Below are 15,175 nucleotides of genomic sequence, written 5' to 3' on the forward strand. Positions count from 1 at the left end.
GAGCGTCCCGTCATGGGTTCCCACGCGGAGCATGGGAACCATCGGCAATCTTTGAGCTAGAGCTTGCCCATCACCCGCCCGGCAAAACCGTAGACGCGGCGCTCACCAGCCAGCTCCACCAGCTCGACTTCGCGCGACTGGCCCGGCTCGAAACGCACTGCGGTGCCGGCGGCGATGTTCAGGCGCATGCCTCGGGTCGGCGCACGGTCAAACGTCAGCGCGTCGTTGGTTTCGAAGAAGTGGAAGTGCGAGCCGACCTGGATTGGCCGGTCGCCGCTGTTGGCCACCGTGATGCTCAGGGTGCGGCGGCCGGCATTGAGTTCGATCTCGCCGTCCTGGATCTGGTATTCGCCGGGAATCATGGTGCGCTGCGCTCCGGGGTGAGGATCAGTTGCATGAAGGTCAGGTCCAGCCAGCGGCCGAACTTGCGGCCGACCTGGGGCATCTGCCCGGTGATGGTGAAGCCAAAGCGCTGGTGCAGGCCGATGGAGGCGCTGTTGCCGCTCTCGATGGCGGCGACCATCACATGCTTGCCGCCCGCCCTGGCGCGCTCGATCAGGGCGCCGAGCAGCAGCACGCCAAGGCCGCGGCCGCGCTGTTCGGCGCTCACGTACAGCGAGTTCTCCACGGTGTTGCAGAAGCCGTCGAAGGGGCGCCAGTCGCCGTAGGCGGCATAGCCGAGCACGTGGTCCTCGGCATCCACCGCCACCAGAACCGGGTAGCCCTGCTGGCGGCGCGCGGCCAGCCAGGCCTGGCGGTTGGCCAGGTCGACGGTGGCGTCCATCCAGATCGCCGTGGTGTTGCGCACGGCGTCATTGAAGATGGCGCGGATGGCTTCCAGGTCGCTGTCGCGGGCATCGCGGATAATCATGTGGCTTCCTCGCGTAGGGCGGGTGAAACCCGCGGTCTCATGGCGCCGGTTGCACCCGTCCTACGCTTGTTACGCAATGGGTTGGTGCACGGTCACCAGCTTGGTGCCATCCGGGAAGGTGGCCTCGACCTGGATTTCCGGGATCATTTCCGGGATGCCTTCCATCACCTGCTCACGGGTCAGCAGGGTGGTGCCGAAGTGCATCAGCTCGGCCACGGTCTGGCCGTCGCGGGCGCCTTCGAGCAGGGCGGCGCTGATGTAGGCCATGGCTTCCGGGTAGTTGAGCTTGACCCCACGGGCCAGGCGCCGTTCGGCGACCAGGCCGGCGGTGAAAATCAGCAGTTTGTCTTTCTCGCGGGGCGAAAGGTCCATCAGGTACTCCAGATACGTGGGGGCACGGCGGCGCGCCCGAGCAAGGCAGGGCGCAGCAGGCGCCAGAGTTCAATCAGCCAGGCGCGGGCATGCAGCGCCTCGCTGGCCAGGCAGCGGGCTACCAGCAGGCCCGGCAGCTGGCTGAGATCGCCGCGCACCGGGCTGGGGATAGTGCGGCAGCGCTCCAGCAGTTCGCTGTCGATCTCGCCGCTGATCAGCAGGGTGGCGAATACCGGGTGACCATCCAGGCCGATCGGCGAGTCGAGCAGGCCGTCGTTGCCGCTTATGCGCTGGCGCTCGTGCCAGAGCAACTGGCCGTCGCGGCGGATATCCAGCTGGGCCTGGAAATGGCCGGCGTCGAAGCGTTCGCCGGCCGCCGGACGGCCGAGGGCGACCATGTCCCAGTAGCACAGGCGCGCGTCGCCTTCGAGGTCGATGCGGGTGCTCAGTTCGGCCTGGGCGCCGGCGTAGACAATGGTTTCCTGCGGCAGCCATTCCAGGGTGGCGCCGGCGCCGACCTTGAGTTCCAACTGCTGATAGGCCGGCCCGCTGGCGCGGTACCACTTGGCGGCACCGGGGCTGGTTAGCTGGGCCCAGGCGTGCTCGCCGAGGGTGGCGCTGATGTTGAGGCGATCACCTCCGGCGATGCCGCCCGGCGGGTGGACGATGATGTGTTGGCACACCTCGGGGCCTTCGGCGTACAGGTGCTTTTGCACCCGCAGCGGGCCGAGGTGGCGGCGCTGCACGGGTCGCGTGGCGTCACCCTGGCGCGCATAGCCGAGCTCCAGCTCGGCGTGCCAGCTGGGGGTGAACAGGGTAGGGGGGAGGGCTGCGTTCATGGCCGCTGTTTTATCAGATTGCCACCAGTCCGCGCACGCCATCGGCTTCCATCGTCTCGCCACGGCCCTGCTGGACGATCTCGCCGCGGCTCATCACCAGGTACTGGTCGGCCAGTTCGGCGGCGAAATCGTAGAACTGCTCGACCAGCAGGATGGCCATGTCACCCCGCTCGGCAAGCTTCTTGATCACCGCGCCGATCTCCTTGATCACCGAGGGCTGGATGCCTTCGGTGGGCTCGTCGAGGATCAGCAGGCGCGGCTTGCTCGCCAGCGCGCGGCCGATGGCCAGCTGTTGTTGCTGGCCGCCGGAGAGGTCGCCGCCGCGGCGTTGCTTCATCTGCAGCAGCACCGGGAACAGCTCGTAGATGAACGGCGGAACTTCCTTGGCCTGGCTGCCGGGGAAACGCGACAGGCCCATCAGCAGATTCTCTTCGACTGTGAGTCGAGGGAAAATTTCTCGCCCCTGTGGCACATAGGCGATACCGGCGTGCACGCGCTGGTGCGGCTTGCAGGCGGTAATCGGCTTGCCTTCCCATTGCACGGCGCCTTCCTTGGCCGGGATCAGGCCCATCAGGCATTTCAGCAAGGTGGTCTTGCCCACGCCGTTGCGGCCGAGCAGGCAGGTGACTTCGCCGACTTTGGCCTCGAAGCTCAGGCCGCGGAGGATGTGGCTGCCGCCGTAGTACTGGTGCAGTTGTTGGACTTGCAGCATGTCGATGTCCTTGTTTCTGTTCTTGTGGCTTGGCGCCGCCAGGCCCTCTCCCTAACCCTCTCCCATGAATGGGAGAGGGGACTGGTGCGAGGCATAGGCGAAGCGCCGCGCTGCTTGTCTCCCCTCGCCCGTTTACGGGAGAGGGGCCGGGGGAGAGGGTCAACGCCCCAGATAAACCTCGATCACCCGCTCATCCGCCTGCACCTGGGCCAGCGAGCCTTCGGCCAGCACGCTGCCCTGGTGCAGTACGGTGACGTGGTCGGCGATGGAGCCGACGAAGCCCATGTCGTGCTCGACCACCATCAGCGAGTGCTTGCGCGCCAGGGACTTGAACAGTTCGGCGGTGAACTCGGTCTCGGCGTCGGTCATGCCCGCCACCGGCTCGTCGAGCAGCAGCAATTGCGGGTCCTGGACCAGCAGCATGCCGATCTCGAGGAACTGCTTCTGGCCGTGGGACAGCAGCCCGGCCGGGCGCTGGCGCGCGCTGTCCAGCTTGATGGTGGTGAGCACTTCGTCGATACGATCTTTCTGCGCGCCGGAGAGTTTGGCGCGTAGGCTGGCCCACACCGACTTGTTGGTCTTCAGCGCCAGTTCGAGGTTTTCGAACACGCTGAGGGCCTCGAACACCGTGGGCTTCTGGAACTTGCGGCCGATGCCGGACTGGGCGATCGCTACTTCGCTCATCTGCGTCAGGTCGAGGGTTTCGCCGAAGTAGGCGTGGCCATTGTCCGGGCGGGTCTTGCCGGTGATCACGTCCATCATGGTGGTCTTGCCGGCACCGTTGGGGCCGATGATGCAGCGCAGTTCGCCGACGCCGATGTACAGGTTGAGGTCGGTCAGCGCCTTGAAACCGTCGAAGCTGACGTTGATGCCTTCCAGGGTGAGGATGGTGCCGTGGCGCACATCCAGGCCCTTGGCTGCGGCACTGCCGAGGCCGACGGCCTCGCGGCTGGTGCCGGCATCGCTGTTGGGGTTGAACGCGGGCTCGAGCATGAATTCGGGTACCGGAGTGGCGCGCATCATTGCTCTCCCTTCTTGCGGAGCAGGCCGATCACGCCTTTAGGCAGGAACAGCGTGACGACGATGAACAGAAAGCCAAGGGCGAACAGCCAGTATTCGGGGAAGGCCACGGTGAACCAGCTCTTCATGCCGTTGACCAGACCGGCGCCGAGCAGCGGGCCGATCAGCGTGCCGCGACCGCCAAGGGCGACCCACACGGCGGCCTCGATGGAGTTGGTCGGCGACATCTCGCTGGGGTTGATGATGCCCACCTGTGGTACGTACAGCGCACCGGCCAGGCCGCACAGCACGGCGGAGAGTACCCAGATAAACAGCTTGTAGCCGCGCGGGTCGTAGCCGCAGAACATCAGGCGGTTCTCCGCATCACGCAGGGCGGTGAGTACCCGGCCGAACTTGCTGCGCGCCAGCTTGAAGCCCAGCAGCAGGCTGCCGACCAGCAGCACCACGGTGCAGAGGAACAGCACGGCGCGGGTGCTCGGCGCGGTGATGTCGAAGCCGAGCATGCTGCGGAAGTTGGTGAAGCCGTTGTTGCCGCCGAAACCGGTCTCGTTGCGGAAGAACAGCAGCATGCCGGCGAAGGTCAGCGCCTGGGTCATGATCGAGAAATACACGCCCTTGATCCGCGAGCGGAAGGCGAAGAAGCCGAACACCAGGGCTAGCAGACCCGGCGCCAGCACCACCAGGCACAGCGCCCAGAGGAAGCTGGAGGTGCCGTACCAGTACCACGGCAGCTCGGTCCAGGAGAGGAACACCATGAACGCGGGCAGGCCGTCACCGGCGCTTTCGCGCATCAGGTACATGCCCATGGCGTAGCCGCCGAGGGCGAAGAACAGGCCGTGACCGAGCGAGAGCAGGCCGGCATAGCCCCAGACCAGATCCAGGGCCAGGGCGACCACGCAGTAGCAGAGAATCTTGCCGACCAGGGTCAGGCTGTAGGCCGAGACATGCAGAGCATGGTCGGCCGGCAGCAGGTGCAGCAGCGGCATGGCCAGCAGCAGAAGCAGGATCAGACCGCCGAGGGCCAGCGAGGCTTTCGGCCCGAGGGCATTGCCGGCGCGGGATAACAGCGTTTGGTTGATTGGCATAGTCATCAGTCGATCACCCGTCCTTTCAATGCGAAGAGTCCCTGCGGGCGTTTCTGAATAAACAGGATGATCAGCGCGAGGATGAGGATCTTGCCCAGCACGGCGCCGATCTGCGGTTCGAGGATCTTGTTCGCCACGCCCAGGCCGAAGGCGGCCAGCACGCTACCGGCCAGTTGGCCGACGCCGCCAAGCACCACCACCAGGAACGAGTCGATGATGTAGCTCTGGCCGAGGTCCGGGCCGACGTTACCGATCTGGCTGAGGGCCACGCCGCCGAGGCCGGCGATGCCCGAGCCGAGGCCGAAGGCGAGCATGTCCACCCGCCCGGTGGGAACCCCACAGCAGGCGGCCATGTTGCGGTTCTGCGTCACGGCGCGGACATTCAGGCCCAGGCGGGTCTTGTTCAGCAGCAACCAGGTCAGCAGCACAACGAACAGGGCGAAACCGATGATGACGATGCGGCTGTAGGGCAGCACCAGGTTGGGCAGTACCTGGATGCCGCCGGACAGCCACTCGGGGTTGGCCACCTCGACGTTCTGCGCGCCGAAGATCACCCGCACCAGCTGGATCAGGATCAGGCTGATGCCCCAGGTGGCCAGCAGGGTTTCCAGCGGGCGGCCGTAGAGGTGACGGATCACCGTGCGCTCCAGGGCCATGCCGATGGCGGCGGTGACGAAGAAGGCAATCGGCAGGGCCGCCAGCGGGTAGAGGGCCAGGTAGCCGGGGGCGAGTTTCTGGAAGGCGATCTGCACCATGTAGGTGGTGTAGGCGCCGAGCATCAGCATCTCGCCGTGGGCCATGTTGATCACGCCGAGCAGGCCGAAGGTGATGGCCAGGCCGAGCGCCGCCAGCAGCAGGATGCTGCCGAGGCTCAGGCCGCTGAACGCCTGGCCGAGCAGCTCGCCGCCGAGCAGGCGGCGCTTGACCTGGGCCAGGCTGGTTTCGGCGGCGGTGCGCACGCCGGCATCGCTTTCCACGCCTTCGTCGAGCAATGCTTCCAGGCGGGTGCGGGCCAGCGGTTCGCCGGTCTCGCCGAGCAGGCGTACGGCGCTCAGGCGGATCGCCGGGTCCGGGTCGACCAGTTGCAGGTTGGCCAGCGCCAGGGCCAGGGCGGCGCGCACGGCGCTGTCTTCCTCGCTGGCGACGCGGCCATTCAGTAGCTCAAGCTGCGCCGGCTTGGCGCTTTTCTGCAGTTGCTGGGCGGCGGCCAGGCGCACGGCCGGCTCGCTGGCGAGCAACTGGTGGCTGGCTTGGGCGGTGGCCAGCAGGCCGCGCAGACGGTTGTTCAGGCGTAGTTTCTTCGGCGGGCTGGCCGGCTCGGCCGAGCCTTCGGCGGCAACGAAGCTGCCGGCTTCTTCGATGAAGGGCACTTTGCCGCTGTCGTTGGCTAGGCGACCGTTCTGCAGGGCATCGAGCAGCGGCAGACGGGCGGGATCGGGCTGGGCGGACCAGCTTTCCAGCAGCTTGGCCTGCTGGGAGGGATTGGCGGCGACGAAGTCGGCGGCATCGCCGGCATGGGCGGTCACTGGCAGAAGCAGGGCCAGTGACAGGAGGATTCGGATAAGGGCAGTGGGCATGTTGAAACGGTCCTTCGAATGGAACCGTAGCCCGGATGCGATCCGGGACGGCCTTCCCCGGATTGCATCCGGGCTACGAACACCCTCTCACCCGGCCCCTCTCCCGTGAACGGGAGAGGGGAGGCAAGCGGCTCCGCGCGGCTAAAGGGTTTCAGCCCGCGCTAAACAGCCCCCGCTCACCCTTTCTTTCTATGGAGAGGGGAGAGGGCTAGGGAGAGGGGCTTTGCTCAGTTGGACTTCACCGCATAGTCCGGCTTCTTGTCGTTGCCGGGGATGTACGGGCTCCATGGCTGGGCGCGCAGCGGGCCTTCGGTTTGCCAGACGATGGAGAACTGACCGTCTTCCTGCACTTCGCCGATCATCACCGGCTTGTGCAGGTGGTGGTTGGTCTTGTCCATGGTCAGGGTGTAACCGCTCGGTGCGGCGAAAGTCTGTCCGGCCAGGGCTTCACGTACCTTGTCGACGTCGGTGGTGCCGGCTTTCTCGACGGCCTGGGCCCACATGTTGATGCCGACGTAGGTGGCTTCCATCGGGTCGTTGGTCACGGCCTTGTCGGCGCCCGGCAGGTTCTTGGCCTTGGCGTAGGCCTTCCACTTGTTGACGAACTCGGTGTTGACCGGATTTTCCACCGACTGGAAGTAGTTCCACGCCGCCAGTTGGCCGACCAGCGGCTTGGTGTCGATGCCGCGCAGTTCTTCTTCGCCGACCGAGAAGGCCACCACCGGGATGTCGGTGGCTTCGATGCCCTGGTTGGCCAGTTCCTTGTAGAACGGCACGTTGGAGTCGCCATTGACGGTGGAGATCACCGCGGTCTTGCCGCCGGCGGAGAACTTCTTGATGTTGGCGACGATGGTTTGATAGTCGCTATGACCGAAGGGGGTGTAGACCTCTTCGATGTCCTTGTCGGCCACACCTTTGCTGTGCAGGAAGCTGCGCAGGATCTTGTTGGTGGTGCGCGGGTAGACGTAGTCGGTGCCGAGCAGGAAGTAGCGCTTGGCGGCGCCGCCGTCTTCGCTCATCAGGTACTCGACGGCCGGGATGGCCTGCTGGTTTGGCGCGGCGCCGGTGTAGAACACGTTCGGCGACATTTCTTCGCCTTCGTACTGCACCGGGTAGAACAGCAGGCCGTTGAGTTCTTCGAACACCGGCAGCACGGATTTGCGCGAGACCGAGGTCCAGCAGCCGAATACCACATCGACTTTGTCCTGGGTCAGCAGCTGGCGGCCTTTCTCGGCGAACAGCGGCCAGTTGGAGGCCGGGTCGACCACCACGGCTTCCAGTTGTTTGCCATTAACGCCGCCTTTGGCGTTGATTTCGTCAATGGTCATCAGCGCCATGTCTTTCAGCGAGGTTTCGGAAATGGCCATGGTGCCGGACAGCGAGTGGAGGATACCGACCTTGATGGTCTCGGCAGCCTGCAGGCTGTAGGGGAACAGGCCGCTGAGCAGCAGGGCACTGGCGGCGAGGGTGGATTTCAACAGAGGACGGCGTTTCATCTTGTTAGGGCTCCATGCGCAACTGTGGGGACCGAAGGGGTCGACAGTCCTTTGGCAGCATCCGTGCCAAGCTTCGTAACACCTTGTGCTACATGGATTTTGTGGAATTTATAGGCGTCCGTGCGACAATCGTGTGAGCGAAGTTGGTGCGTGAATCTGTGCGACCAGTCATGTTTGTAGTGGTGCGCACCGCTTTGAGGCAAAAGTCTGTCGGGGAGGCTTCATTTCCTCTGGGAATGCTGTGCAGGGTGGTTTTCCAGTGCCGCGCCTGCCTGTTACTGAGGCGCTGCTATTTGGCCCGCCCATGGCGGTTCGGGCAGGGCTGTACGCCCTGAAGGCTAGTAGCGAGAGAAGGGGTGGCTCAGGGCACCAGGTAGCCGCGCACGCCGGTAAAGATGATCTGCGCGGCCAGGGCGCAGACGAACAGGCCCATCAGGCGGCTGAGGATCTGCAGGCCTTTTTCGCCGAGTACGCGCTCGAAGCCATGAGAGAGGAACAGCACGAAGCCAACGGTGACGCTGGCCAGGGCAATGCTGATCACGGCCACTAGCTTGTCGTCCCAGTGCGGGTGGCTGACGCCCATCACCAGTAGGGCGCCGATGGTACCGGGGCCGACCGTTAGAGGAATGGTCAGCGGGACGATGGTGACGTCCTGATTGAGGTTGTCGGTCTGCACCGCCGACTTGCCCTGGGCCATGCCCAAGGCGGAGATGAACAGCACCGAGCCTGCGCCGATGCGGAAGGCATCGGCGGTGATGCCGAAAACATCGAAAATGGTCTGGCCGAACAGGTACAGCAGCACGCTGGCGATCAGGGTGCCGAAGGCCACCTTCCAGGCCAGTTTCTTGCGCTCCTTGGTGGTATAGCCGGGTGTCAGGCCGATAAAACAGGACAGCACGAAGAACGGGCTGTAGAGCACCAGCATCTTCAAATACAGACTGAACAGCGCGGGCAGCATGGGGCGGGCTCGTCAGGGAATGTGTGGCGCAAGCATAGCGCTCTGGGCTATATCAGCCCAGGGCCAGAGCCGGTTTCGGATCTTTTGAGCTAGAGCCAGGCAAGGCGAAATTGGGCGAGGACGCGGAGTTTACGAGGTGTAAATGAGCAGTCCGAGCCCGATTTCAACGCAGCATGGCCGACGATCAAGAGATTCGAGGCAGGCAATCAGGAGGGCAGGGCGTCGGCCTGCAGGCGGCGCTGTTTTTCCTGCACCCAGTGGGCGACCAGTTCGCGTAGCTGGGACATTTCCACCGGCTTGGCCATATGTCCGTCCATGCCCACCTGGCGCGCGCGTTCCTTGTGCTCGGCTAGGATGTGCGCGGTCAGGGCCACCACCGGGGTGTGTTTGCGTTGCTCGCGAGCTTCCCAGGCACGCAGTTGCTCGGTGGCGGAGAAACCGTCGAGCACCGGCATTTCGCAATCCATCAGCACCAGGTCGTACTGCTGCGCCTGCATGGCGCGCAGGGCTTCCTCGCCGTTGCTGGCGGTATCCGGTTGCAGGTTGAGCTTGCTCAGCATGCCGCGGATGACCTTGGTCGAGATGCTGTTGTCCTCGGCCACCAGGATGCGGAAGTCGCTTGGCGCGAGCAGGTTGCTGGTTTCGCTGCTATGCAGGGGTGGCACTGCCCGGCCGTTGTTGCTGCGCTGGGCCAGCTCATCGGCGAGGGTGGTCTTCAGGGTGTAGCCGGCCACCGGTTTGGCCAGGATGCGTTTGATCCCGGCATTGCGCGCGATGATCTTGCTCGGGGCGTTGCTGATCCCGGTGAGCATGATCAGCAGGATGTCGTGGTTGAGGTTGGGGTCTTCCTTGATCTTGGCCGCCAGCTGCATGCCGCTCATGCCGGGCATGTCCTGGTCGAGCAGGACCACGTCGAAGTATTCGTGCAGGTGTGCCTTGGTCCGTAGCAGGGCCAGGGCTTCCTTGCCTGATGGCACTGCGCTGACCTGCAGGCCCCAGGCGGTGCACTGCTGCATCAGGACCTTGCGGCAGGTCTCGTTGTCGTCCACCACCAGCAGACGCGCGCCCTGCAGCGTGCCGTCAAGGTCGGCGGTGGGCTGCTCCAGGCGCTGGGCATCCAGCGGCAGGGTCAGCCACAGGGTGCTGCCGTGATGGTCGCCGCTCTGGATGCCAAACTCACCATCCATCAGGCGTACCAACTGGCGCGCGATGATCAGCCCCAGGCGCCCGCCGAGCTTGCTGGCGCTGAGGAAGTCGGTGCTGTGCAGTTGGGTATTGAGCAGGGCATCGCGCTCGCTGGCTTCCAGCGTGCGACCGCTGTCCTGGACGGCAATGCGCAGGCGCGGTGCCTTGCCTTCGTTGTCGAGGGCCACCACCAGAAGGATTTCGCCTTCGTCGGTCTGGCGGAAGGCGTTGTCCAGCAGGCTCAGCAGGGTCTGGCGCAGGCGCGTGGGGTCGCCACTGATCACTCTGGGAACCTGGGGCTGCATAAAGCTGATCAGCTCGACCTTCTGCTGCTCGGCCTTGGCGCGGAAGATGTCCAGGCAGTCGTCGATCAGCGCATTGAGGTCGAACTGCACGTCGTCCAGTTCGATCTGCCCGGACTCCAGCTTGGAGATGTCGAGGATCTCGTTGATCAGCGTCAGCAGTTCATTGCCGGCGCTGTGAATGGTCTGCACGTAGTCGCGTTGCTTGGCCGACAGCGGGGTGCCGAGCAGCAGCTCGGTCATGCCCAGCACGCCATTCATCGGCGTACGGATCTCATGGCTGATCTTGGCCAGAAATTCGGCCTTGGCTTTCAGTTCGGCGCTGATCGCCGCTTCGCTGGTGCGTTGGGTCAGGGTGTCGTTCTGGATCTGCCGCTGGCGCTCGGACAGGGCGATGCTGAGGATCAGGCCACAGAGCATGGCGACGCTGAACAGGCTGAGCACCAGCCAGCCCGGGTTGAGCTGATCGAAGCCGAACAGCACCGGGATCAGCACGGCGAAGCCCAGATTGAAAATCAGCAGGCCGGCCACGATCAGCCGCGCCGGCTGGTAACCGGCGCGCCAATGCATGAAGGCGATCAGCGGGATGGTCACTCCCGTCATGATGACCAGACCGTAGACCAGCCAGCTGTGCCAGAACAAGCCGGTGAAGGCGATCATGGCCGCCGCCAGGCTGATGACCAGGAACTCGGCCCGCAGCACATGGCGCAAGGCGCTGTGTTCGGCCAGGGTGCCGTGGAAGAAGCGCAGGGTGAAGCCCAGGGCGCACAGGCCGGCGGCTAGCGCCGAGAGGTCGGCGAGCAGCGACTGGTTATAGCTCTGTTCGGGCAGCCATACGGCCAGCAGGCCGATATTGCTGGTGGCGCACAGGGCCAGGGCCAGGTGCATGCCCGCCAGCCAGAGGTTGCTGGCGGTGGGCGAGTAGGCCATGCGCAGCAGGTTGAACAGGGCCAGCAGGAGTAGGCCGCCGAGCAGGGCGCCGAACAGGTAGGCGGGCTTTTCCTGGGTGACCAGTTCGGCTTCGTTGATCACCTTGAACCACATCATCAGGGCGTGGTTGGAGGTCATGCGGATATAGACTTCGCGGGCCTGGCCATCGTTGGGCTGGCTGAACAGGTAGGCGCGCGACGGCAGCGGGCGGCTGTTCTGCGACAAGGCTTCGCCGGTTTGCAGGTGTTGTTCCAGCTGGCCGTTATTCAGCCGGTAGTAATCCAGGTGCTGCACGCGCGGGGCGAACAGCCAGAGCCAGTGTGGCGCCTGATAGGCCGGAGTCTTGATGTGCAGCCAGATGGCGTGGCGGGAGGCCGGGAAGGTGATGGCGCGTTTATCGAGGGGCTGGAAGCGGGCGGACTGGGTGCGGATGTCGTCGAAGCTGAGCGTGGCACTCTTGTCGAGCAGGATGGACCAGTGCTCCACCGTGGCGGCTCGGCCGGCAGCTTCGCCTTCCGCCTGTGCTGTGGGCAGGCAGAGCAGGGTCAGCAGCAGGCTGACGATGAGTCCGGTGGCGATCCTGAGCCGTCGCACGGGCGAAGTCCCTTCGATAGTGAATCCCCGGATTATAGCTATGGCTAATGTACAAAAGGCAGCCATCACGGCTGCCTTTTGTGTGCATTTACCGCAACTTTACCCTCAGCCTTCACCATTCTCGCGGGCAATGGCGCGGTAACCGATGTCATTGCGGTAGAAGCAGCCGTTCCAGCGGATCTTCTCGGCCAGGCGATAAGCCTGTTGCTGGGCTTCGGACACCGTGCGGCCGATGGCGGTGGCGCACAGTACGCGGCCGCCGGCGGTGACCACTTGGCCAGCCGCGTTCAGCGCGGTGCCGGCATGGAACACCTTGCCGTCCAGTTGCGCGGCCTCGCTCAGGCCTTCGATCACGTCACCCTTGGCGTAGTCGGCCGGGTAGCCGCCGGCAGCCAGTACCACGCCCACCGTCGGACGCGGGTCCCAGGTCGCTTCGACCTTGTCCAGCGCCTTGGCCAGGGCTGCTTCGACCAGCAGCACCAGGGAGCTTTCCAGGCGCACCATGATCGGCTGGGTTTCCGGGTCGCCGAAGCGGCAGTTGAACTCGATGACTTTCGGCTTGCCGGCCTTGTCGATCATCAGCCCTGCATAGAGGAAACCGGTGTAGACATTGCCTTCGGCGGCCATGCCGCGCACGGTCGGGTAGATCACTTCGTCCATCACGCGCTGGTGCACCTCTGCGGTGACCACCGGGGCCGGCGAGTAGGCGCCCATGCCGCCGGTGTTCGGACCGCTGTCGGCGTCGCCAACGCGTTTGTGGTCCTGGCTGGTGGCCATCGGCAGCACGTTCTCGCCGTCGACCATGACGATGAAGGAAGCTTCTTCGCCGTCGAGGAATTCTTCGATCACCACGCGCGAGCCCGCTTCGCCGAAGGCATTGCCGGCGAGCATATCGCGCACGGCGTCTTCGGCTTCCTGCAGGGTCATGGCGACGATCACGCCTTTACCGGCAGCCAGGCCGTCGGCCTTGATCACGATCGGTGCGCCAACCTTTTGCAGGTAGGCCAGTGCCGGCTCGACTTCGGTGAAGTTCTGGTAGTCGGCGGTGGGGATGTTGTGGCGCGCCAGGAAGTCCTTGGTGAAGGCCTTGGAGCCTTCCAGCTGAGCCGCGGCGGCGGTGGGGCCGAAGATGTCCAGCTTGCGGGTGCGGAACAGGTCGACGACGCCCTTCACTAGCGGCGCTTCCGGCCCGACAATGGTCAGCTGCACATTCTTCTCGGCGAAGTCGGCCAGCTGCTCGATGGCCAGCACGTCGATGGCGACGTTCACGCACTTGGCTTCGCTGGCGGTGCCGGCGTTGCCCGGGGCGACGAAAACTTTCTCGACGCGCTTGTCCTGCGCCACTTTCCAGGCCAGGGCGTGCTCGCGACCGCCGCTGCCGATGATCAATACGTTCATGGGGTATCTCCTGACCGTAGCCCGGATGCAATCCGGGGCTTTGAGTGGGGGTGTTCCCGGATTTCATCCGGGCTACAAGAAAACTTGGCGACTCGGTGCTAGGTCGCAATGAAGCCGGTAGATGCAAGGCGCCCTGGGTTTCGACAAGCGGAGTTGCCTAATGGCAATGAGCATTGGCGGAACCCAGGGCAACACAGCAGATGCCGGTTTCAGTGCGGCCGAAATCAATGCCTAAAATGGCGCATGCCGGTGAATACCATGGCGATGCCTGCTTCGTCGGCGGCGGCAATGACTTCCGCATCGCGCATAGAACCACCCGGCTGGATCACCGCGGTGATGCCATTGGCAGCAGCGTTGTCCAGACCGTCGCGGAACGGGAAGAAGGCGTCGGAGGCCATCACCGAACCGGCGACCTGCAGGCCGGCGTGCTCGGCCTTGATCGCGGCGATGCGCGCGGAGTTGACGCGGCTCATCTGGCCGGCGCCGACACCGATGGTCTGGCGGCCCTTGGCATAGACGATGGCGTTGGATTTGACGAACTTGGCCACTTTCCAGGCGAAGATCAGGTCATGGATTTCCTGCTCGCTCGGCGCACGTTTAGTGACGATCTTCAGGTCTTCGGCCTTGATCATGCCGATGTCGCGGCTCTGTACCAGCAGGCCGCCGTTGACCCGCTTGAAGTCCCAGCCAGCGCTGCGCTCGGCCGGCCATTCGCCGCACTCGAGCAGGCGCACGTTGGCTTTGGCGGCGACCACGGCGCGCGCTTCGGCGCTAATTTTCGGGGCGATGATCACTTCGACGAACTGGCGCTCGACGATGGCCTGGGCGGTGGCGCCATCCAGCTCGCGGTTGAAGGCGATGATGCCGCCGAAGGCCGATTCGGTGTCGGTGGCGTAGGCCAGCTCGTAGGCCTGGCGGATGCCACCTTCGCTGTCCAGGGCCACGGCCACGCCGCACGGGTTGGCGTGCTTGACGATGACGCAGGCCGGCTTGACGAAACTCTTCACGCATTCCAGCGCGGCGTCGGTGTCGGCCACGTTGTTGAACGACAGTTCCTTGCCTTGCAGCTGGATGGCGGTGGCCACGCTGGCCTCGCCTTTCTGCGCTTCCACGTAGAACGCCGCGCTCTGGTGCGGGTTCTCGCCGTAGCGCATTTCCTGGGCCTTGATGAACTGGCTGTTGAAGGTGCGCGGGAAGGCGCTGCGCTCTTCGGTGCTCAGGGTGTCGCGGCTCTGGTCGATGGTGCCCAGATAGTTGGCGATCATGCCGTCGTAGGCAGCGGTGTGCTCGAAGGCTTTCAGGGCCAGGTCGAAGCGCTGGGCGTAGCTCAGGCCACCGGCCTTCAGCGACTCGACTATGCCGGCGTAGTCACCAGCGTTGACCACGATGGCCACGTCTTTATGGTTCTTCGCCGCGCTGCGGACCATGGTCGGGCCGCCGATGTCGATGTTCTCGATGGCGTCGGCCAGGTCACAGCCGGGCTTGGCCACGGTGGCGGCGAAGGGGTAGAGGTTGACCGCGACCAGGTCGATCGGCTTGATGCCGTGCTGCTCCATCACCGCGCCGTCCAGCGCGCGACGGCCGAGGATGCCGCCGTGGATCTTCGGGTGCAGGGTCTTCACGCGACCGTCCATCATCTCCGGGAAGCCGGTGTAGTCGGCGACTTCCACGGCAGCCACACCGTTGTCCTTGAGCAGCTTGTAGGTGCCGCCGGTGGAGAGGATTTCCACGCCCAGGGCAACCAGTTCGCGGGCGAACTCGAGGATGCCGGTCTTGTCGGAAACACTGATCAGGGCGCGGCGAACGGGGAGGCGGGTGGTCTGGTCGGTCATTGCA

At 64.8% G+C, this 15,175-nt stretch carries 13 protein-coding genes; all 13 read right to left on the bottom strand.

Annotated elements, in window-relative coordinates:
* Nucleotides 1-56 precede the first annotated feature (56 nt).
* The gene (locus HNE05_RS04440) at nucleotides 57-362 is read right to left on the bottom strand and encodes an urease subunit beta (RefSeq protein ID WP_173203738.1); all 306 of its coding nucleotides are present in this window, start codon (nucleotides 360-362) and stop codon (nucleotides 57-59) included.
* Nucleotides 359-871, bottom strand: coding sequence for a GNAT family N-acetyltransferase (locus HNE05_RS04445; protein ID WP_173203741.1), 513 nt, complete (start codon nucleotides 869-871; stop codon nucleotides 359-361). Before HNE05_RS04445 ends, HNE05_RS04440 begins: the two co-directional genes overlap by 4 nt.
* Nucleotides 872-940: 69 nt before the next feature.
* Nucleotides 941-1,243 (bottom strand): urease subunit gamma, encoded by a 303-nt coding sequence (ureA, locus tag HNE05_RS04450; RefSeq protein WP_173203743.1) that lies wholly within the window; start codon nucleotides 1,241-1,243, stop codon nucleotides 941-943.
* Nucleotides 1,243-2,082 carry an urease accessory protein UreD gene (locus HNE05_RS04455; RefSeq protein WP_173203745.1) on the bottom strand — a complete coding sequence of 280 codons (840 nt, stop codon included), beginning with the start codon at nucleotides 2,080-2,082 and terminating at the stop codon, nucleotides 1,243-1,245. Before HNE05_RS04455 ends, ureA begins: the two co-directional genes overlap by 1 nt.
* Before the next feature lie 13 nt (nucleotides 2,083-2,095).
* Complete coding sequence (gene urtE / locus HNE05_RS04460; RefSeq protein WP_173203747.1) at nucleotides 2,096-2,794, bottom strand: urea ABC transporter ATP-binding subunit UrtE; 699 nt, start codon at nucleotides 2,792-2,794, stop codon at nucleotides 2,096-2,098.
* A gap of 159 nt (nucleotides 2,795-2,953) precedes the next feature.
* Nucleotides 2,954-3,814: an urea ABC transporter ATP-binding protein UrtD gene (gene urtD, locus HNE05_RS04465; RefSeq protein WP_173211598.1), complete on the bottom strand. Its 861-nt coding sequence runs from the start codon at nucleotides 3,812-3,814 to the stop codon at nucleotides 2,954-2,956.
* The gene (gene urtC / locus HNE05_RS04470; RefSeq protein WP_420826999.1) at nucleotides 3,814-4,893 is read right to left on the bottom strand and encodes an urea ABC transporter permease subunit UrtC; all 1,080 of its coding nucleotides are present in this window, start codon (nucleotides 4,891-4,893) and stop codon (nucleotides 3,814-3,816) included. Before urtC ends, urtD begins: the two co-directional genes overlap by 1 nt.
* Nucleotides 4,894-4,904: 11 nt before the next feature.
* On the bottom strand, nucleotides 4,905-6,476 hold the full coding sequence (urtB, locus tag HNE05_RS04475; protein ID WP_173203752.1) for an urea ABC transporter permease subunit UrtB: 1,572 nt from the start codon (nucleotides 6,474-6,476) through the stop codon (nucleotides 4,905-4,907).
* 227 nt (nucleotides 6,477-6,703) lie between these two features.
* Entirely contained in the window at nucleotides 6,704-7,972 is a 1,269-nt protein-coding gene (gene urtA / locus HNE05_RS04480) for an urea ABC transporter substrate-binding protein (RefSeq protein ID WP_160081984.1), read from the bottom strand.
* A gap of 361 nt (nucleotides 7,973-8,333) precedes the next feature.
* Nucleotides 8,334-8,930, bottom strand: a complete 597-nt coding sequence (locus HNE05_RS04485) for a MarC family protein (protein WP_173203754.1) — start codon at nucleotides 8,928-8,930, stop codon at nucleotides 8,334-8,336.
* Between the two features lie 206 nt (nucleotides 8,931-9,136).
* The gene (locus HNE05_RS04490) at nucleotides 9,137-11,941 is read right to left on the bottom strand and encodes a hybrid sensor histidine kinase/response regulator (protein ID WP_173203756.1); all 2,805 of its coding nucleotides are present in this window, start codon (nucleotides 11,939-11,941) and stop codon (nucleotides 9,137-9,139) included.
* A gap of 105 nt (nucleotides 11,942-12,046) precedes the next feature.
* Nucleotides 12,047-13,339 (bottom strand): phosphoribosylamine--glycine ligase, encoded by a 1,293-nt coding sequence (gene purD / locus HNE05_RS04495; protein ID WP_173203758.1) that lies wholly within the window; start codon nucleotides 13,337-13,339, stop codon nucleotides 12,047-12,049.
* A 224-nt stretch (nucleotides 13,340-13,563) separates the two neighbouring features.
* Nucleotides 13,564-15,171: a bifunctional phosphoribosylaminoimidazolecarboxamide formyltransferase/IMP cyclohydrolase gene (gene purH / locus HNE05_RS04500; protein ID WP_173203761.1), complete on the bottom strand. Its 1,608-nt coding sequence runs from the start codon at nucleotides 15,169-15,171 to the stop codon at nucleotides 13,564-13,566.
* Nucleotides 15,172-15,175: the final 4 nt, after the last annotated feature.

The organism is Pseudomonas campi (assembly GCF_013200955.2).
GTDB lineage: Bacteria > Pseudomonadota > Gammaproteobacteria > Pseudomonadales > Pseudomonadaceae > Aquipseudomonas > Aquipseudomonas campi.